The organism is Bacillus sp. F9_6S_D1_P_5 (assembly GCF_054823925.1).
The window spans coordinates 103,570-123,500 of record NZ_JBTREW010000013.1 but is presented as its reverse complement, the minus strand read 5'-3'; the positions used below and the strand labels follow the sequence as shown (position 1 = coordinate 123,500).

General features: G+C 36.8%; 15 protein-coding genes and 1 riboswitch. Of the genes, 8 read left to right on the top strand and 7 right to left on the bottom strand.

The window, feature by feature from the left end:
• Positions 1 to 359 precede the first annotated feature (359 nt).
• Complete coding sequence (gene sasP, locus ACUXEY_RS17515) at positions 360 to 563, top strand: small acid-soluble spore protein, SasP family (protein ID WP_000013339.1); 204 nt, start codon at positions 360 to 362, stop codon at positions 561 to 563.
• A gap of 51 nt (positions 564 to 614) precedes the next feature.
• Here sasP and ACUXEY_RS17510 read toward each other — a convergent pair whose 3' ends face one another.
• The 5 genes from ACUXEY_RS17510 to ACUXEY_RS17490 form a co-directional block, all read right to left on the bottom strand.
• Positions 615 to 1,349, bottom strand: coding sequence for an amino acid ABC transporter ATP-binding protein (locus ACUXEY_RS17510; protein ID WP_098884280.1), 735 nt, complete (start codon positions 1,347 to 1,349; stop codon positions 615 to 617).
• Between the two features lie 28 nt (positions 1,350 to 1,377).
• Complete coding sequence (locus ACUXEY_RS17505) at positions 1,378 to 2,076, bottom strand: amino acid ABC transporter permease (RefSeq protein ID WP_033655982.1); 699 nt, start codon at positions 2,074 to 2,076, stop codon at positions 1,378 to 1,380.
• Positions 2,063 to 2,860 carry an amino acid ABC transporter substrate-binding protein gene (locus ACUXEY_RS17500; protein WP_000732850.1) on the bottom strand — a complete coding sequence of 266 codons (798 nt, stop codon included), beginning with the start codon at positions 2,858 to 2,860 and terminating at the stop codon, positions 2,063 to 2,065. Before ACUXEY_RS17500 ends, ACUXEY_RS17505 begins: the two co-directional genes overlap by 14 nt.
• A gap of 272 nt (positions 2,861 to 3,132) precedes the next feature.
• Entirely contained in the window at positions 3,133 to 5,133 is a 2,001-nt protein-coding gene (locus tag ACUXEY_RS17495; protein WP_461301226.1) for an ABC transporter ATP-binding protein, read from the bottom strand.
• Entirely contained in the window at positions 5,130 to 6,890 is a 1,761-nt protein-coding gene (locus tag ACUXEY_RS17490) for an ABC transporter ATP-binding protein (RefSeq protein WP_461301225.1), read from the bottom strand. Before ACUXEY_RS17490 ends, ACUXEY_RS17495 begins: the two co-directional genes overlap by 4 nt.
• Before the next feature lie 595 nt (positions 6,891 to 7,485).
• Between ACUXEY_RS17490 and gapN the strand changes: the two genes are divergently transcribed.
• A complete protein-coding gene (gapN, locus tag ACUXEY_RS17485) occupies positions 7,486 to 8,925 on the top strand; it encodes an NADP-dependent glyceraldehyde-3-phosphate dehydrogenase (RefSeq protein WP_061677872.1) in 1,440 nt (479 codons plus the stop codon).
• Positions 8,926 to 8,999: 74 nt separating this feature from the next.
• On the opposite strand, the gene ACUXEY_RS17480 is transcribed toward gapN, so the two are convergent.
• Positions 9,000 to 10,091 (bottom strand): DUF3626 domain-containing protein, encoded by a 1,092-nt coding sequence (locus tag ACUXEY_RS17480; RefSeq protein ID WP_429600930.1) that lies wholly within the window; start codon positions 10,089 to 10,091, stop codon positions 9,000 to 9,002.
• Between the two features lie 308 nt (positions 10,092 to 10,399).
• Positions 10,400 to 10,586: riboswitch (Lysine riboswitch) on the top strand.
• Between the two features lie 146 nt (positions 10,587 to 10,732).
• Between ACUXEY_RS17480 and ACUXEY_RS17475 the strand changes: the two genes are divergently transcribed.
• The 5 genes from ACUXEY_RS17475 to ACUXEY_RS17455 all read left to right on the top strand — a co-directional run bounded on the left by ACUXEY_RS17475 (position 10,733) and on the right by ACUXEY_RS17455 (position 16,670).
• Complete coding sequence (locus ACUXEY_RS17475; protein WP_429600931.1) at positions 10,733 to 12,157, top strand: amino acid permease; 1,425 nt, start codon at positions 10,733 to 10,735, stop codon at positions 12,155 to 12,157.
• 60 nt (positions 12,158 to 12,217) lie between these two features.
• Positions 12,218 to 13,417: an ABC transporter permease gene (locus ACUXEY_RS17470; protein ID WP_461301224.1), complete on the top strand. Its 1,200-nt coding sequence runs from the start codon at positions 12,218 to 12,220 to the stop codon at positions 13,415 to 13,417.
• 192 nt (positions 13,418 to 13,609) lie between these two features.
• Positions 13,610 to 15,607 (top strand): catalase, encoded by a 1,998-nt coding sequence (locus ACUXEY_RS17465; RefSeq protein ID WP_461301223.1) that lies wholly within the window; start codon positions 13,610 to 13,612, stop codon positions 15,605 to 15,607.
• A 23-nt stretch (positions 15,608 to 15,630) separates the two neighbouring features.
• Positions 15,631 to 16,146, top strand: a complete 516-nt coding sequence (locus ACUXEY_RS17460; RefSeq protein WP_461301222.1) for a type 1 glutamine amidotransferase domain-containing protein — start codon at positions 15,631 to 15,633, stop codon at positions 16,144 to 16,146.
• Positions 16,147 to 16,466: 320 nt separating this feature from the next.
• Positions 16,467 to 16,670, top strand: coding sequence for a hypothetical protein (locus ACUXEY_RS17455; protein ID WP_461301221.1), 204 nt, complete (start codon positions 16,467 to 16,469; stop codon positions 16,668 to 16,670).
• 46 nt (positions 16,671 to 16,716) lie between these two features.
• Here ACUXEY_RS17455 and ACUXEY_RS17450 read toward each other — a convergent pair whose 3' ends face one another.
• Positions 16,717 to 17,979 carry an MDR family MFS transporter gene (locus tag ACUXEY_RS17450; protein WP_461301220.1) on the bottom strand — a complete coding sequence of 421 codons (1,263 nt, stop codon included), beginning with the start codon at positions 17,977 to 17,979 and terminating at the stop codon, positions 16,717 to 16,719.
• 84 nt (positions 17,980 to 18,063) lie between these two features.
• Here ACUXEY_RS17450 and ACUXEY_RS17445 point away from each other — a divergent pair, with 84 nt between their 5' ends.
• Positions 18,064 to 19,824 carry an SgrR family transcriptional regulator gene (locus ACUXEY_RS17445; protein WP_461301219.1) on the top strand — a complete coding sequence of 587 codons (1,761 nt, stop codon included), beginning with the start codon at positions 18,064 to 18,066 and terminating at the stop codon, positions 19,822 to 19,824.
• Positions 19,825 to 19,931 lie beyond the last annotated feature (107 nt).

Below are 19,931 nucleotides of genomic sequence, written 5' to 3'. Positions count from 1 at the left end.
TAGGAGCGCTCTGTCTCACTCCTACTCAAAATAGAACTATACGTGTGATAAGTCATAAATAAGAAGTTAATGATTTTCCCCAGAGTAGCGGGATACAAAAAACATATTTCAAATCGCTCTTAGTTTAGCCTTCTTTCAAAAAAATACAACGATTACTCTTATTTCATAATTTACGAAACGACTAAGATTTTTTTACAAAATTTACAAATTATTATTTCGTATATCTTTCTAGGTAACATCCATACTATGAGTACAAACTTAATTACCGATGGATTAGCGCCAAACGGGGCGATAATCTGGTTCAACTCCAGCTAGTCCAACCAAAAAAATTTTTATAACTCTAAGGAGGATATATTCCTATGGCAAACCAAAATTCTTCAAATCAATTAGTAGTACCAGGAGCAACAGCTGCAATCGACCAAATGAAGTACGAAATCGCTCAAGAATTTGGTGTACAATTAGGAGCAGATTCTACGGCTCGTGCTAACGGTTCTGTTGGTGGCGAAATTACAAAACGTCTAGTTGCAATGGCTGAGCAAAGCCTTGGCGGATTCCAAAAATAAATATATATGGCAAAAAGGTCTCAAGGCATATGCCTTGAGACCTTTCTTCATTTATTGCAACATTTGTAAAAATTTCTTCGTACGTTCTTCTTTTGGATTTGTAAATACATCTTCTGGTGTACCTTGTTCGACAACGACACCGCCATCCATGAAAATAACACGGTTTGCAATTTGATGTGCAAAGCGCATTTCGTGCGTTACAATCACCATCGTCATGCCTTCTTTAGCAAGTTCCTTCATTACTTTCAGAACTTCTTGAACGAGTTCAGGATCAAGTGCTGACGTCGGCTCATCAAATAGTAACACTTCCGGCTCCATCGCAAGCGCGCGAGCAATTCCAACGCGCTGTTGTTGTCCGCCTGATAATTGGAATGGATATAAGTCTACTTTATCCGCAAGACCAACTTTTTCAAGGAAATAGTTTGCTTTTTTCTTCGCTTCTTCTTTCCCCATCTTTTTCACTGTAACGAGCCCTTCCATTACATTTTGAAGTGCTGTTAAATGTGGAAATAGATTATGGTGCTGGAATACCATACCTGTTTGCGTACGAAGGTTAACAATATCTTTCTTCGATACTTTTTGAGAGAAGTCGAGCTCTTTATTACCGATACGAATACTACCAGCGTTCGGCGTTTCTAGCACGTTGAGACAACGTAAGAATGTCGTTTTACCAGATCCAGATGGTCCGATAATAACAACAACTTCTCCCTTCTCAACTGATAAATCTATATGCTTTAGTACGGTATTATCTCCGAAACTTTTCTGTAAATGTTGAATTGAAATCATAAAAACAAAAACTCCTTTTATGAAAGGGTTATTTTAGAGTGTAACGTTCTGAACGTTTTTCTAATATTTGTTGCACGATAGATAATAAGAAGCAAATTACCCAATAAATAAGACCTGCTTCGAAATAAACAATTAAAAACTCGTAGTTCATTGCCGCAATTTCCTGCGCTTTTCGGAACATTTCTGTTACTAAAATTAACGATGCTAATGAAGTATCCTTCACTAAACTAATAAATGTATTCGAAAGCGGCGGGATAGATACGCGCGTCGCTTGTGGTAAAATAACACGTTTTAGCGCTTGCGGATATGTCATTCCAATTGTGTAAGCTGCTTCCCACTGCCCTTTCGGAATGGAAAGAATCGAAGCACGAATAATTTCAGATGCATATGCACCGACATTTAATGAGAATCCAATAACTGCTGCTGTATATGGCTCAACTTCAATATTAAGAGTTGGAAGACCATAGAAAATAATAAATAACTGTACAAGAAGTGGCGTTCCGCGAATGATAGATACATAGATACGAGCAATCCATTGTAAAATACGACTACCTGAAATACGTGCAAGCGCCGTTAACGTCGCAAGTATAATCCCGATAATAAATGTAATAAGCGTTAATGGAATTGTCGTAAACACAGCTTCCTTCAGCATAGGCATGAAGGAAGACTGCATAATATCTATCCAAGTAGACAATCGATCTGAAACCAATGCACTACTTAGATACATTTTCACCGAACCATTTTTTCGCTATTTTATCGTACGTACCGTCTTTTTTCATATCTTCTAACGCTTTATTTACTTCTTGTACTAGCTTGTCGCTACCTTTACGGAATAAGAATCCACTTTGTGATGCTTCTTTTTCTGTATCTACAATTTTAATTTTTGCATCTTTTTTCGTTTCTAAATAGTTTAACACTGATAATTTATCATTAATTGTGAAATCAACGCGTCCAGTATTTAATAATTCTGCTGCTTGACTAAAGCCTTCTACATTCGTAATTTCCGCGCCATTTTTCTTAGCAATATCCGCATAGTTACTTGTTAAAGATTGTGCTGCTTTTAATCCTTTTACATCAGCAAATGTAGCAGGTTTATCTTTATCTTTCGCAATAACTAATACGGCTGAAGATGAAACGTATGGGCTAGAGAAATCATATTTCTTTTGACGATCTTCACGAATACCAACTTCATTCGCAACCATGTCGAAACGTTTTGCATCTAGACCAGCAAGTAAGCTATCCCATTGTGTTTCTTTAAATACAGGTTTTACACCTAAACGTTTTGCAACTTCTTCTGCTAATTCAACATCAAATCCAGTTAATTTATTGCTTGAATCGTGGAATGTGAACGGTGGATATGTACCTTCTGTTCCAATTACAAGTTCACCACTTTGTTTTATCTTTTGTAACGCATCTTGACTAGCTGTATCTTTTTTCTCTTCTTTACCGCAGCCCGCTACAATCCCGATCGCTAATGTAGTTACTGCAAGTACTGAAAATAATTTTTTCATGATGGTAATCCTCCAAGTATTCTGATAGGAATTTAAAAACTATATTGATTGTATGCAATCTTGAACAATTTTTCAATGAAAATGTTCTTATTTAGTTTATCCTTTTTCTTCATAATCAAACAAAAGGGGAAAATAATGCTACATACAAAAAATAAGTAACATTTTTTAATATAGCATTTATTGTTGGAAAGGTAAAATAATACTTCTTATTTAACTGCCATGATTCACTAAAAAAAGAACTTGCGAAAATCGCAAGTTCTCCCCCGTACATATTAAGCGCTCTGATTTCCTTCCATTTGCGTTTTGTACATATCGTAATAACGCCCGCGCTTTTTCATTAGTTCATCATGAGACCCTTTTTCTAAAATCGTCCCTCTATCAAGCACAATAATTTGATCTGCGCTTTTAATTGTGGAAAGTCGGTGAGCGATAATAAATGTCGTTCTCCCTTTTTTCACAACTTCTAGCGCTTGTTGAATCATCGCTTCCGTCTCTGTATCAATACTTGATGTTGCTTCATCTAAAATTAAAATAGCTGGGTCAAAAGCGAGTGCCCTAGCAAACGATATAAGCTGACGTTCTCCGGTGGAAAGTGTGCTTCCTTTCTCCGTAATTTCTTCATTTATATTGTTCGCAAATCTTTCAGCACCAACATCGCGCAGAGCTTTTACGATGCGTTCTTTTGAAATTTTTTCATTCTCTAAGCTAACATTAGATGCTACTGTCCCGCTAAATAAAAACGGATCTTGCAGTACAATTCCCATATGTTCGCGAGTTGCTTGTTTCGGCATCTCTTTTACGTCGTGACCGTCAATCGTAAGCTTTCCTTTTTCAAACTCATAAAACTGGAAAAGTACATTCATAATGGAACTTTTTCCTGATCCCGTATGACCGACAAGTGCTACAGTCTCGCCTTGTTTCGCCTCAAAAGAAATATTTTTTAACACTTCATCTTTTCCATTATAAGAAAAAGACACATTATCAAACTTCACATTTCCTTGTAAGCGAGGCATACGTTCCTCTTCTACCGCTTCCCCTTTTTCCTCTAACAATTCAAAAACACGTTCTGATGCAACGCGCGATTGTTCTAAGTTAGCAAGCTGATTTACCATATTTGTAATTGGTGAGAACAATCGTGTTAAATAATCAACGAATGCATACAGTATCCCTAGCGAAATGACGCCTGTAGCACTTAATGAAGCGCCACCGAAATACCAAATCACACCTGTGAAAGCGATATTTCTTAATACAGACACTAGATTATGAGAAGTTGCTGCATTTAAATTCAAAATTTTATTTTGATATTTAAAATAATCACCATTTAATTCTTCAAACTCTTTTTTCGTTTCACGCTCTTGACGGAACGCTTGAATAATTGGCATCCCTTGAATGGATTCATTCACTGTTCCATTAATATCAGATAAACGTGAACGCATTTTATGATTGTATACAGAAGCATACTTTCTATAAAGAATCGCCCAAACGATTAAAATCGGGATGATAAGTAAACATAACGTCGCCAATTTTACATCGAGTAAAAATAGCGCAGCAAATATCCCAATAATATAAATGATACTAGAGACGAATGTCGCCAGCACCGTTACATATAGATCACGAATGGCTTCCGTATCATTCGTTACACGCGATACAATTTTCCCTGCCGGTAAATGATCGAAATAACGAATCGGCAACGTTTGAATATGAGAGAAAACGTCTTCCCTCATAATTTGAATAATTTTGTTCGCTGCCTTCTGTAGGAAAAATTGCTTTCCGTATGCAAATAATGAAACGACTACTAATAAAGCGAAATAGCCACTACCCAGTAATAATAGTCGGTTTATTTCTGGTTTATAAAACGCAAACACTTCTTCTTTCGTTAGTGCTTTCGCTTTATACACTTGCACCGCCTTACCATTTTGAACGGTAACCATATCACCTTTTACAGAACGTGATCCTTCAGCATTCACTTTGTTCGGTACAAAGTAATATTGAAAACCGACTTGCATCACGCGTACTTCTTTCCCTTTTTTCTCACCTTCCTGGAAGCGATCGCTTCGCTTATAAAAGGCGCCATTATACGAAACAGCCTCTTCACTCTTTTCTGTTTCATACCAAGGTTTCTCTATTCCAACGATATGATCGTCAATCATCGTTTTCGCGACGAAAGGACCAGCAAGCTCAGCGATGACGAAAATAAATAACATTAGCATCGCTGCAAAAATTGTCCCTTTTACTTTCATCGCATATTGAAACAATCGTTTTGAAACGCTCATATTTTCACCCCACTATCCGCACTTTCACTTTCCCCTTGTTGTCTTTCAAACTGCTCCGCATACCAGCCCCCGCTTTTAATAAGCTGATCATGCGTACCTTCTTCCATTACTTGCCCCTCATCCATAACAAGAATCCAATCCGCATGTTGTACAGCAGATAAACGATGCGTCGTAATAATCGTCGTCTTTCCGCTTCTTTCTGTTCTTATATTTTCAATGATTGCTGCTTCCGTACGAGCATCAACAGCTGATAAAGAATCGTCCAAAATTAATATTTCCGGATTTTGAATTACAGCTCGTGCAATCGAGATCCTTTGTTTTTGCCCTCCTGATAAAGAAACACCCTTCTCTCCAACGAGCGTCTCTAACCCTTCTGGTAAAAACTCTAAATCCTTTGTGAACGCCGCGATTTCAATTGCTTTCTCGAGTTCTTCTTCCGTCGCTGCCCTATTTCCGAATAAAATATTTTCCCTCGCTGTTTTTGAGAATAAAATATGTTCCTGAGGTACATATCCAATCCAGCCGAGTACATTTTCATTCGTAACTTTATCTAACGTCACATCAGAGACTGCAATATCCCCATCTCCAAGTGGATATTGACGAAGAAGCTGACGGACAAGCGTCGTTTTTCCACTTCCTGTTTTCCCGACAACACCAAGCGTTTCCCCTTGTTTTAATGTAAATGAAACCTTCTTTAAATTTGTTTCAGTTGATGAAGGATATGAAAAGGTAACGTCATCAAACTGAATATAATCCGGCTCTTGTACAAGCTTTGGATTTTTCGGATCCTTTACATCTGGTTCATACGCTAGCGTTTCATTCACACGGTCTAATGATGCATTTCCTCGTTGCATAACATTAATTAATTCGCCAATTGCAAACATCGGCCAAATCATCATCCCTAAATACACGTTAAATGAAACGAGTTCACCAAGTGTCACCTTCGATTGAAATACAAGATACGCGCCATACACTAAACCGATTAAATAACTAAGACCAACAAGCATTTTCACAGTCGGCTGGAATAATGCATCGATTCTAGCTACCTTCATATTTTTTTCGTAGACGTCATCTCCTAAATGATGAAATCTTTCTTGATCTGCATTTTCTTGTACGTATGCACGAATAACGCGTACACCAGCGATCGATTCTAGTACTTTATCGTTCATATCACCGAAAGCATCTTGCGCAACTGTAAATCTTTCATGCAATTTCTTTCCATATATATTCATCGCATACGCCATAATCGGAAGCGGTATAAGTGCCGCAAATGTAAGCTCCCAACTAATTGTAAATCCCATCATAAAGACAATCGTAAGCATATATAAACTCGAATCCACGAGCGTTAATATACCGAAACCAGCTGTCATAGCAATTGCTTTTAAATCATTTGTCGCTCTCGCCATTAAATCACCAGTACGATTTTTTTGATAAAACGTCGGTGTCATTTTAAGTAAATGCCCCATAAATTTAGAGCGCATCGTCTTCTCCAGTACGAATGCACCACCAAACAACTGATGTTGCCAAACGAAAGTAAGACCATATCCAACGATCGTAACCCCTATTAAAATAAGAATAGACTGTATAATAGCATCGTTCGATAACGTTCCTGTTTTTATATTATCAATCGTAACCCCTAACACTTTCGGGGGAATGACTTCAACTATATTTACAATTAAAAGAGCTCCAATGGCGATACTATATCTCTTCCAATGCTCTTTAAAAAACCATTTTAACTTTAGTAATACTGATAACAATGTAACCTCTCCCTTCTCGTTCTCGTTTACCTCTCATTCTTTATCCGCTATCCAGACCCATCACATTTACATTTCGTAACCCATACAATCTCATCACATTTTTCCACCTTCCAAAGTTTTTTATCGGAACTAAACAAGGGAAAATAAACAAAAAAAAGCATACCGCCGCTTGACGATATGCACAGGAATGCATAAAAAGCGTACGTTACGATATACGCAACGTACGCTTTTTATAAGACAAAGATGCCCTATATATCCGTACGGGTTGCGTAATGATATGAATGTTTTCTGCCATTTAACAGAGCTAAGCCCATTACATTTACGATTACAATCATTACGCACACCCCCTTCATTTATTTTCCATTTATAATCTTACAACTTTATTGAGTATTCTGTCAATTGTTTTTTTACACACCGAATAAAAATATGTGCTACATCATTTTGAAATAAGAGAATGTTCTGTAAGAAAGGGCATACAAAATAAAAAAAGAATAAGAAATCGTTTTCACAAACATTTCATTTGAAAAATGTTATCAAACCCCCTACAATCACCTTATACTCACTCTTACAAGTTGCTATTTTAGGAGGACTAATCATGACAACTAGCAATACGTACAAATTTTATTTAAACGGAGAATGGAGAGAAAGCTCTTCAGGAGAAACAATCGAAATTCCATCTCCATACTTACACGAAGTAATTGGACAAGTACAAGCAATTACTCGCGGAGAAGTAGATGAAGCAATTGCATCTGCAAAAGAAGCTCAAAAATCATGGGCTGAAGCTTCTCTACAAGATCGCGCAAAATATTTATATAAATGGGCTGATGAGCTCGTAAATATGCAAGATGAAATTGCCGATATCATTATGAAAGAAGTCGGTAAAGGATATAAAGATGCGAAGAAAGAAGTTGTTCGTACAGCTGATTTCATTCGTTACACAATTGAAGAAGCTCTTCATATGCATGGAGAAAGCATGATGGGCGATAGCTTCCCTGGCGGAACGAAATCGAAACTTGCGATCATCCAACGCGCACCACTTGGTGTTGTATTGGCAATCGCACCATTTAACTACCCAGTAAACTTATCTGCTGCAAAACTTGCACCAGCATTAATTATGGGTAACGCTGTTATTTTCAAACCAGCAACTCAAGGTGCAATTAGTGGTATTAAAATGGTGGAAGCACTTCATAAAGCCGGTCTTCCAAAAGGTCTTGTAAACGTAGCGACAGGACGCGGTTCTGTAATTGGTGACTACTTAGTAGAGCACGAAGGCATCAATATGGTATCGTTCACAGGCGGTACAAACACAGGTAAACATTTAGCGAAAAAAGCTGCAATGATTCCACTTGTATTAGAACTTGGTGGTAAAGACCCTGGTATCGTTCGTGAAGATGCTGACTTACAAGATGCTGCAAACCATATCGTAAGCGGTGCATTCTCTTACTCTGGTCAACGTTGTACAGCTATTAAACGTGTACTTGTACACGAAAACGTAGCAGACGAGCTTGTTAGCTTATTAAAAGCGCAAGTAGCTGAACTATCAGTTGGATCTCCAGAACAAGACAGCACAATCGTTCCATTAATCGACGACAAGTCTGCTGACTTCGTTCAAGGTTTAGTTGACGATGCTGTTGAAAAAGGTGCTACAATCGTTATCGGTAACAAACGTGAGCGTAACTTAATTTACCCAACATTAATCGACCACGTAACAGAAGAAATGAAAGTTGCTTGGGAAGAGCCATTCGGCCCAATCCTTCCAATCATCCGTGTTTCTTCAGATGAGCAAGCAATTGAGATTGCTAACAAATCAGAGTTCGGCTTACAAGCAAGTGTCTTCACAAAAGACATTAACAAAGCATTTGCAATTGCTAACAAAATCGAAACTGGTTCTGTTCAAATTAACGGACGCACAGAGCGCGGCCCTGACCACTTCCCATTCATCGGTGTAAAAGGTTCAGGTATGGGCGCACAAGGTATTCGTAAGAGCCTTGAGTCTATGACACGTGAAAAAGTAACTGTATTAAACTTAGTTTAATCTTATATGTAGAAGCTGATCTAGTTTTAGATCAGCTTCTTTTTAAATACATGCTTCCAAAAATAATGGCGTATTTATTTCAAGTTCCGATTTGGTTTTCCAAATCGAACTAAAACATGCCATAATAACTTTAATTCCTGAAGCACCTCTTCATATGTTCCGCGATCACTCCACGATAGTGGATTACTTTTCAAATCCACTACAGCAGAACCAATTATATGTGCATCAATACAATTATTTCGTGCAATACGTCTTGCCAAAGATGGCATTTTTGAACCTCTAAAATCCACCGGAACTTCATCTACCATAAGTACAAAACCTTTGTGCCAATACAAATCAATAGAATACTTCAAACAAATTTCTTCTAAATTTCTACCTACATTCGTCCCCTTAAATGAAGGATCTACAACAAGCACTTCTACGTCTTCTTTAAGAGAAATATTTCCATGAATCTGTGCTTCAATATAATGATTAAGATTACGGGCTGACTCTTTGTTTACGAAATCTATAAACGGCCTTTCCAGGTTAGCTAGTAAATGATGAATGAATCTTGTTGGAGTCAAATTCCCTTCACCAATTGCAAAATCTCTTACGAATGTCTCTTCCAAAAGAGCAGCTAAAATCATGTCAAACTCTTCATAAGTACCCTTTTCTTTTGGATCTTGATGCGAATCTAAATACGTATATGTAGAGCGATAAGAAACTTTTGGAGATAAGAGAAAATAACATGATCCAAAGCGCGGGGCAGGCCCATCTGGATGTAACATTAAATTTAGCGCCCCATATTTGGGCCGTTCATTATTCGTTACGCCTTCCAATTGATATGCGCCTCCAAATATTCTCTGTTCCCAAAGGTCACGTTCACCACCCGGATAAGCAGACACACTTCCATTAGATAGCAATGTTTCAAACTGACTTTTATATATTCCTTGCTCAAACAGTGCTTCAGCAATATTTTTCATGTTCGAATCTAATCTATCTGGATGAAAGTGTAAAGCAATCCTCGCATTTGATTTTAAATGAACGACAGCTTCTTCAAACATTTCATCTGTAATATTAGACATTTTAAGTATATGATTAATTGTTGCTTTAGCCTCACGTTTTTCGTTCTCTGCATATTTTGAAATATACTGTAAAGCAAATAATTGAGATCTTGATAATTCCATAATCAAACCTCTCCTTTCATTAAAATGACCTTAATCATTTCAATGAAAAGCTTATTCTTTCCTTCTTATGAAACAAAGCCTGTTAAAAAAACCGATGCTTCGGATTAAGATTTTCAGACAAAATTCTTTGTGCTTCACTCTGTCGCTATTTCTTCTGCATAACGAATAAACGCTATAGCCCTTCCTAACCCCTTTTTAATCACAAACTCTTCTCTATAATCTGATTATTAATATATCCATTGACGTATAAAAATTCATTTGTTACTCTTAAAGACGTTAATTTAATATTTAAATCCTCATTCGTATCTCGGTGAGGTAGAGGTTGCAGTCATTAAGAGTATCATTTCAGGAGATGTAGTGGCATTGATGAAGGAATGAGAAAGGAATGATTGCCGAAGTAAGTCGTGTCCACCATGCACACTTGCTGGGTCTGCATTTAATAAGTGCAGAACTGTCACAAACGAAACGTTTCGTTTGTGGAGAGCTATCGAGAGGTATGTCGTGGGTTTCTTATAAGATAGAAAGCATGTAGCGGCAAATTACGTGCTTTTTTTGTTTTGTTTGGGACTTCTCTTCTCTACTAAGAAGACATACATATCTCCTCGCTTGACTTGGTTATACTAACTTTGGAGGTATTTTCTATGCAACAAAAAAAATGGGGCTTTTGGGTACTAACAGCTTTCGTTGTCGGTAACATGGTTGGCGCTGGTATTTTCATGGTGCCAAGTACGTTAGCACAAACAGCAAGTCCTCTCGGTGTCACTTTAGCTTGGTTAACAACAGGGTTTGGTGTTTTAATGCTAGCTCTTGTTTTCGGTAATTTAGCAATTCGTCGTCCTGATTTAACGACAGGACCACAAAGTCATGCATATGCTTTATTCTCAACACCAAAAAAGAAAAAAATGGCTGGTTTCAGTATGGTATGGGGATATTGGGTTGCAAACTGGGCAAGTAACGTTGCCATCATTACATCTTTCGCGGGATATTTATCACTCTTCTTCCCGATTATGAAAGATACACGACTACTATTTTCAATCGGTTCTTTTAACATAGAAGTCGGAAAACTAATTACATTTACGATTTGTTCCATCTTACTTTGGGGAACTCACATTATATTAACGAACGGTGTAAGCGGAGCTGGAAAGCTAAACTTCTTAGCAACAACAACGAAAGTAACTGGATTCCTTTTATTCATCGTCGTTACGTTATTTGCATTCGAAGCTTCTAAGTTTGGACAATGGTACACACCGATGATCGATAAATCAGGTGCATCACACGGCCTACTTTCACAAGTAAACTTAGCTGCTCTTACAACGCTTTGGGCATTTATCGGAATTGAATCAGCGGTTCTTTTATCAAACCGTGCTGTTTCTCCAAAAACGGTAAAACGTGCAACAGTTGCGGGATTACTTATTACAGTTGCGATTTACTTAGGAATTACAATTTTAACAATGGGTGTACTTCACGTTGATAAATTACAAGCTTCTGAACGTCCATTAGCAGACGCACTAAACGCTGCAATGGGTCATGGCGGCGGGAAACTGATGGCATTACTTGCTCTTACTTCCCTATTCGGTTCTATCTTAGGTTGGATTTTATTAAGCTCAGAAGTACCATATCAAGCAGCAAAAGAAGGTTTCTTCCCTTCCTTCTTCACGAAAACGAATAAAAAAGGAAGTCCGATTTACTCATTACGGTTAACAAACATTATGTCGCAAGTTTTCTTATTCTCAACATTATCAGGAACAATTGCGGAAGCTTATACATTCGTTATTACCGTATCAACATTGGCCTACCTCATTCCATATCTCGTTTCACCAATCTTCCAGTTAAAACTAGTCGCAACTGGTGAAACATATAAAAATGAAATGCGGGCAAGAATTACAGATGGTATAGTCGCAGTAATCGCACTTTGCTACGCACTATGGGTTATTAAAACGGGTGCAGCCGATATAAAAACATTCCTTCTCGGAATCGGTTTATTCGTAATCGGCTTTGCATTCTATCCATTAATGAATCGTGATCAGAAAAAAAATAACGAAAAGAAAAACGGGCAAGTTGCATAACGCAATTTGCTCGTTTTTTCTTTTGTAAAACATATATAATAGAACAAAGAGGTGAAAAACATGTCAATCGAATCGCTATGGAGCAGTCGCTTCCAACAACATATGCAAAATATCATTACATACTTTGCACGTATGATTAACGGTTTACTATATAGCTTTATCTTTATTTCATGCGTTGGTGCATACTACTATGCTCAGTTTCTAAAAGCATCTCCTTCTAAAGGAATATCTTTACTACTTATCACAATTGTACTTACATTCATTATAACGAGATGCCCTATCCGTACATTTATTCAAAAACCTGATGCTGTCTATTTGCTTGCATTAGAAGAGAAACTAACATCGTATTTTAAAAAATCTCTTCTATATAATTTCATCATGCAGCTTTTCCCATTATTATTTACGTTCTTGATTCTTGTTCCACTTGCCATGCAATCATTACAAGTAACGGTACCTTTCTTATGTACAATCTTTATCGTTTTAATGATTACGAAAGCTTGGAACATGTACATACATTGGATGTGGCGTGATAGCCATGAAAAAAACATATGGTTCATTATTCGTATTGCTTGTAACGCACTCATTATTTACATGCTATTTTACTCGGCACATGTTCTCATATTAGGCGGATTGCTCTTACTACTTGCTTTCCTGCTTTTATATACGAAAAAGCAGCCAACAAAACGAATACCGTGGGATTACATAATCGAACAAGAAGAAAAAATGAACGTTCGTTTTTATCAATTTGCTAGCATTTTTACCGATGTTCCGCAACTGAATAAGCAAGTAAATAAAAGAAAATGGCTTACAAATTGGATTGAACCTTTATTACATAAAAAGCAAGCAACTTTCTTCTATTTACATACACTCGCATTTTTACGCGGGAATGATTATTTCGGTATATATATTCGCTTAGGATTGATCGGTGCCTTCGCCTTATATTTTATACCAAACATATACGTAAAAGGCGCTATCGCATATATCGTCCTATATATGATTTCTATGCAAATGCGTTCCCTGTGGAAATATTTTTCGGGAAATATTATTGTAGCATTATATCCAATTCATACTGAAAAACGAATGAACCAATTTCTTCACTTAATCTTTATATTACTAAGCATTCAACTCATTGTATTTTCAATTGTTATACTCATTGCTACAGGACAATTTTTACATAGCCTTATCATTATGATTATCGGATTAATCTGGATCAAATTTATTATCGTGCCAAAAACGAAGCAACGCATTTCTTCGTTTTAACGAAAAGAAGTATCTTAAAAGCCAAGGAGAAAATAAATTATCTCCTTGGCTTTTTTATTTTTCTTCCTCAAACAAGAATCACTGAAACAACCGATATTTTATGCTTTTTACATACAAAAATGATAATACATGTTTACGCCCTAATAAAAAGGGTATGTATTAAATTAACAGGGCAAAGGAGGTGCCTATATTGTGAATAAGAAAATGGAGCAATTGGAACATCACGTTACAGATAATCAATGCAAACATGCTTTAACAACAAACCAAGGAGTAAAAATAACAGAGGATGAATTTTCTTTAAAGATGGGCTTAAGAGGCCCTACCTTAATGGAGGATTTCCACTTTCGCGAGAAAATGACCCACTTTGATCATGAACGAATTCCTGAAAGAATTGTTCATGCGCGCGGAGTTGGAGCACATGGTCATTTTCAGCTTTATGAATCTTTAGAGGCATATACAAAAGCAGATTTTCTTACTAACCCTTCAAAAAAAACACCTGTATTTGTACGGTTCTCGACCGTTCAAGGCTCTAAAGGATCCAATGACACAGTAAGAGATGTGCGCGGATTTGCCACAAAATTTTATACAGATGAAGGTAACTATGATTTAGTAGGTAATAATATGCCAGTATTCTTTATCCAAGATGCTATTAAATTTCCTGATTTTGTACATGCAGTTAAACCCGAGCCACATAATGATATTCCTCAGGGAGCTAGTGCTCATGATACATTTTGGGATTTTGTTACGCATAATCCCGAGTCTACTCATATGGTTATGTGGCAGATGAGTGATCGCGCAATTCCGCGTAGTTTACGAATGATGGAAGGCTTTGGAGTCCATACATTTCGACTTATTAATAAAGAAGGAAAAGCCCACTTCGTAAAATTTCACTGGAAACCTACCCTCGGGGTTCATTCATTAGTATGGGATGAAGCTCAAAGGATTGCTGGGAAAAATCCTGATTTCCATCGTCAAGATTTATACGAAGCAATTGAAAAAGGCGATTATCCGGAATGGGAGCTTGGATTACAGTTAATTCCGGAAGAAGATGAGCATGCATTTGATTTTGATATTTTAGATCCAACAAAACTATGGCCTGAAGAAGAAGTTCCTGTAAAACTAGTTGGTAAAATGACACTGAACAAAAATGTTGATAACTTTTTTGCTGAAACGGAACAGGTAGCTTTTCACCCTGGCCATGTCGTACCAGGTATTGATTTTTCAAATGATCCTCTTCTGCAAGGAAGATTGTTCTCCTATACAGATACACAATTATCTCGTTTAGGAGGCCCTAATTTCCACCAAATTCCTATTAATCAGCCTGTATGTCCTTTTCATAATAATCAACGTGATGGCATGCATCAAATGCAGATTCATCGCGGTCAAACAAGCTATCATCCTAATGGCTTAAATAATAATCAACCAGCAACCGTCCAAGCCGAACAGGGCGGATATGAGCATTATCAAGAAAAGATTGATGGACATAAAATTAGAGGGCGCAGTAAAAGCTTCCTTAACTTTTATTCTCAAGCTAAACTTTTCTACAATAGTATGAATCCTATTGAAAAGCAGCACATAAAAGACGCATTTTGCTTTGAAGTTGGGAAGTGCAAATCAGACATGGTGAAGGCAAATGTAATTGCTCTTTTAAACCACGTCGATCGTCAATTAGCAAAGGAAGTCGCTAACATGATTGGAGCCCCTTTGCCTAAAGAAAATCACGAAATAAAATCGGATGCAAAATCACCTGCACTCAGCATGTCCAATACTATTTTTAAAGCTGATTCCAAAAATGTGGCAATTCTATTAAATGGTGACCCAAGCGTCTCCCTTCTGTCCGAATGGATTCAAGCTTTTGCACAGCACCGAATTAACTATGGCATCATAGATAATAAAATTCATCATTTCAATGATTCCATTAAAGTAACGGATACTTATACAACATCAGACTCCTCACTTTTTGATGCAGTATTAGTGTTTAGTAGTGAATCTGTCATTCAACCCCCTGTTTTAGAATTTGCAGAAACTACTTTTAAACACTTTAAACCGATAGCCTATGTCCTTAGCGATCCTCATGCTTTAGACCATAGTAAGGTTAAACTGGATGAAGCAGGAGTTTACAACTTAACAGATACTTCAATTGAATCATTTATAGAAGGCATTGCCCAAGGACGATTCTGGAACCGATAATATAATGTAAGGAGCGGATGAGAATGAGTAAAAAAATTGCTACTTTAATAACAGATTATTTCGAGGACACAGAATACACAGAGCCAGCAGAAGCTTTTAAACAAAAGGGATATGAATTAACAACTATTGAAGCAGAAAAAGGTAAAACGGTACACGGTAAACAAGGAAAAAGTGAAGTTTTAATTGATAAAGGTATCGATGATGTTTCTCCAGAGAACTTTGATGCCCTCTTCATACCAGGCGGATTTTCCCCAGATATACTTCGTGCAGATGAACGTTTTGTTCGCTTTAGCAAAGCATTTATGGATGCGAAAAAACCTGTTTTTGCTATTTGTCACGGACCCCAATTACTCATCACTGCACAAACACTTGAAGGACGCGATGTGACTGGATATAAATCTATTGAGGTCGACTTAAAAAATGCTGGTGGACATTTTCATGACAAAGAGGTTGTCGTATGCCAAAATCAGCTAGTCACAAGTAGACAACCGGAGGATATCCCAGCGTTTATTGAAGAATCGTTACGTATATTAGGATAGTTATTTTGGTTAACCTCATTTTATTTGTATGAAAAAAATTTAATCAGTGGAGTTTTGTTCATCCCCTACTGATTATTAGCCCTCACCAACTGGTCGTTTACAGGCAATTCGACCTCCACAAATAGCGAGATAAATAAAAAGAGTGTAATCCAAAAGTGCAATTTTAATGACCTTTTGGTTTACACTCTTTTCTCGTCCCCAAATTTCTAATCACTTTTCATAGTCATTTCTCATATAGTGAAAATGACTATACGATTCCTATCCATAAGTTAAATAATAATTTTACACATATATAAATAAAAAAGATGGGAGCCTTAATTATGAATAACACTCCACCTTCAACGCCCCCAAATCCTACTGAAACAAATACTCGTGAAGTGAGCTTACAAACGTTACGCGTCATTGGGATTATTGTACTGATTAGTGACTACATATTAGTAGCTCTTTCTGAAGTAGGAACACTAAAAAAGCTTTTGCTACAGCCTAGTACCACTCCAGACTTAGCTGAAGTTGATCCGTTCTAAAAATTATATAAAAAGCGAGTCCAGTCCGTTCGCTTTTTATATAGTTTTATCCAATCTGAGAAGCATTTCTCTCCCCCTCATACTTCTCTTTCCCAATCGCCTTCATAAATAATAAAATACTGCTCATACCAACGATAAAGTACAGAGCACTCATGCCCCAAGATGCAAGAAATGAACCTAACATAACACCTAATGCCCCGTTCATTTTTGCCACTTGAAAGACCATTCCGTTAATCGCCATGTATGAACCTCTTGCCTCATTTGGCACCATATCTGCCATAATAGATTGACGTACTGGCACATACATCATCTCACCTACCGTTTGGAAAAGCCCTGCAATTAATAAGATCCATAAGCTATTGCTCGTTCCGAGTATTGTAAAGCCAATCGTGTAAATGAATAAGCCTACATATAAGATTTTCAAATCGTTAAAGCTTTTCAGCATTTTAATAAGAAGCGCCGAACATAACACAACTAAAATTGTATTCTCTGCTGAAATCCAGCTCATCATTCGAATACCTGTTAAATCAAACGTAACACCATTCCCAAGGAAAAAGTGCACCGTTTCAAATTCCTGCTGCAAACGTACCCCTAAATAATTATTAACTTGAAACTCTAAAGATAATGTACATATACTTGCTGCACAAAAAATTAAAAATGCTCTATCTTTCATTACGACTTTATAACTATCCGCCATATCTTTTAATACATTTTTCTTCTCCACCGTTTTTCGTGCTACATACACTTCTTCCATATATACAGCCATCACATATAAAGTAATAACAGCAACAAGCGTTAATACGATAAACAATTGTAATCTATAGTTTTCAAATAGTAACCCTCCAAATATCGCTCCAATCGCAATGGATAAATTAATTGCCCAGTAGTTGATGCTGTACATCACTTTTCGATTTTCAGGTGTACTCACATCAATTAACATCGCCTCTGTCGCAGGATTCATAAGACCAGACCCTAAACTATTCACTAACATAAATATAAATGTTAGCCACGGTGAATCTACATAATCTGAATTGGCAACTCCCATACAAGCAATGGAAATGACTTGTATACTTTGACCGATAATCATCACCTTTTTACGACCAAGCCTATCTCCAACATATCCACCGTATAAACCAATTACTAATGAAGCTATGACATTAATGAGTAGTAACGCACCAGCAATTGCACTACCTAATTTTATTGAAAAATAAATCGCCATAAATGGAAAAATCATCGTGGACACCGTACGTGTTAAAAAAGAAGTTATAATTCTAATCTTTATATTTCGATGCATACTCCAAAACCCCATTGTTTCCCCCTCCTTATGCTTACTTATTTTACTTTGAAAAAAAGGAAGAAAAAGGTTAGAATATTCTAAAGAGTTTCCCCTTTTATGATAGAAGGAAGTGTATATATGAAAATTATGGACTATTACATTAGACTAAGACTACATGCACAAGATCAACAACATATACGAAATAGCTTACAAGAATTAGCGGATGTTTTATATTGCAGTACGAAAAACGTAAAGATTTTATTAAAGAAAATGAGTGCGGAACAATTAATTCATTGGACTCCAGGGCGTGGCCGCGGGAATAAAACAGAAATCTTATTTATACATAATTTCGTAGAAGCGATTGAATGCTATACAGATGAACTGTTAGCGCAAGAAAAATTAAAGGATGTTTTTCTTCTTTTAAAAGAACCGCTACCTCCTGCACTTCAAAAAAAAATAGAAAATAAACTACATCATCATTTTGGATACGAACCTTCAAATGATATGTACGACATATTAAAGATTCCTATATCGAGAAAGATATTCCCATTAGATCCGGCTTTTGTAGCTGTAACAACGGAGAGCCATCTTACAAGTCAAATTTTTGACACGTTAGTCGTTTATAACGATGTTACTGAAAAAATAGAGCCACACATTGCGCATACTTGGGAATTAAGTGAAGATGGGCTTACGTGGACCTTTTATTTGCGAAAGGATATACATTTTCATAACGAAACCGTTTTAACTTCTAAAGATGTACAGTTTTCATTTGAACGATTAAAGCAAGTTCACTCTCCTTTCGAATGGTTAATAGAAGAAATTGTTCAAATTGAAACACCATCACCACTGCAAATTCGATTCCATTTAGCAAAACCCAACTTATTTTTTTTACACTATGTAAGTTCCATGCAACTAGCAATTTTGCCGCGTGATGCTAGTATTGAAAATCATCATTATATAGGTACTGGACCATTCAAACTTGCTCATTACTCTGAAGACAATATCGTACTCGAAGCGTTCACCCATTATTTTAAAGAACGCGCGTTATTAGACCGAATTGAATTTTGGGGTATTCCTGATCATGTGCAAATAGATGCTGATTATGAACTACCAAATGAAGAAGAGAATGAAAGACATGATATACAAATAGAAGAAATAGGTTGTATTTATGCTGGCTTCAACTTTACAAAACCCGGTCCTCATCACGACATATACTTTCGAAAAGCTTGGAGAGAAATATACGACGTTGAAACGATACTTCGTAGCATAGAGGGTAGACGAACAATTGCTGCATCAAGCTTTTTCCCTGAAAGAAGCCGCCAAGCTACTAAAAGGTCCTACTCTTTAGAAAAAGCGAAAGAGTATTTAAAAAAGAGCACCTATAACGGCGAAACAATACATATTTATTTCTTCGCATTTAAAGATAGTGCAAATGACGCACATTTCCTAAAAGAACGTTGCGGACAATTAGGAATACACGTAGAACTTCACCCATTTCTCGTTTCAGATTATATGGATCGTTCTATCGATACACATGCCGATATTATTTTCATGGGAGAAGTATTTGATGCCGATCATGAACTCGCATTCTTAAATGTGTTTAAAAATAAAAGTTGCTTCGTAAATCGGTTCATGGACCCGCACTATGAAAAACAAATTAACTGTTTACTTGATACATTTTTATTAGAGGAAAATAAAGAAAAACGCTATGAGCTCATGTATGAAATCGAAGAATTTTTACAAGCAGAGAACATCATTTTATTTAACTATCACGTTTTAAAAAGAAAAACATACCCTTCTTCTCTAAAAAATGTAACAATTGATTCATTCGGTTGGGCAAATTTTGCGAAGTTATGGATACAGCCATCCATGTCTTAAAATGTGAGTTTTTATAAAGTGAAACTTTAATCAGCCCCACCAATCGGGCTTTTACGGGCAGCCCGCCTCCCATAAATAGCAGAATAAAACAAAAACCCCTTACCGTC

Bases quoted from the DNA above. Each gene is read 5' to 3' on its own strand.
- sasP (WP_000013339.1), top strand. From the start codon at position 360: ATGGCAAACCAAAATTCTTCAAATCAATTAGTAGTACCAGGAGCAACA.
- ACUXEY_RS17510 (WP_098884280.1), bottom strand. From the start codon at position 1,349: ATGATTTCAATTCAACATTTACAGAAAAGTTTCGGAGATAATACCGTA.
- ACUXEY_RS17505 (WP_033655982.1), bottom strand. From the start codon at position 2,076: ATGTATCTAAGTAGTGCATTGGTTTCAGATCGATTGTCTACTTGGATA.
- ACUXEY_RS17500 (WP_000732850.1), bottom strand. From the start codon at position 2,860: ATGAAAAAATTATTTTCAGTACTTGCAGTAACTACATTAGCGATCGGG.
- ACUXEY_RS17495 (WP_461301226.1), bottom strand. From the start codon at position 5,133: ATGAGCGTTTCAAAACGATTGTTTCAATATGCGATGAAAGTAAAAGGG.
- gapN (WP_061677872.1), top strand. From the start codon at position 7,486: ATGACAACTAGCAATACGTACAAATTTTATTTAAACGGAGAATGGAGA.
- ACUXEY_RS17480 (WP_429600930.1), bottom strand. From the start codon at position 10,091: ATGGAATTATCAAGATCTCAATTATTTGCTTTACAGTATATTTCAAAA.
- ACUXEY_RS17475 (WP_429600931.1), top strand. From the start codon at position 10,733: ATGCAACAAAAAAAATGGGGCTTTTGGGTACTAACAGCTTTCGTTGTC.
- ACUXEY_RS17470 (WP_461301224.1), top strand. From the start codon at position 12,218: ATGTCAATCGAATCGCTATGGAGCAGTCGCTTCCAACAACATATGCAA.
- ACUXEY_RS17460 (WP_461301222.1), top strand. From the start codon at position 15,631: ATGAGTAAAAAAATTGCTACTTTAATAACAGATTATTTCGAGGACACA.
- ACUXEY_RS17455 (WP_461301221.1), top strand. From the start codon at position 16,467: ATGAATAACACTCCACCTTCAACGCCCCCAAATCCTACTGAAACAAAT.
- ACUXEY_RS17450 (WP_461301220.1), bottom strand. From the start codon at position 17,979: ATGGGGTTTTGGAGTATGCATCGAAATATAAAGATTAGAATTATAACT.
- ACUXEY_RS17445 (WP_461301219.1), top strand. From the start codon at position 18,064: ATGATAGAAGGAAGTGTATATATGAAAATTATGGACTATTACATTAGA.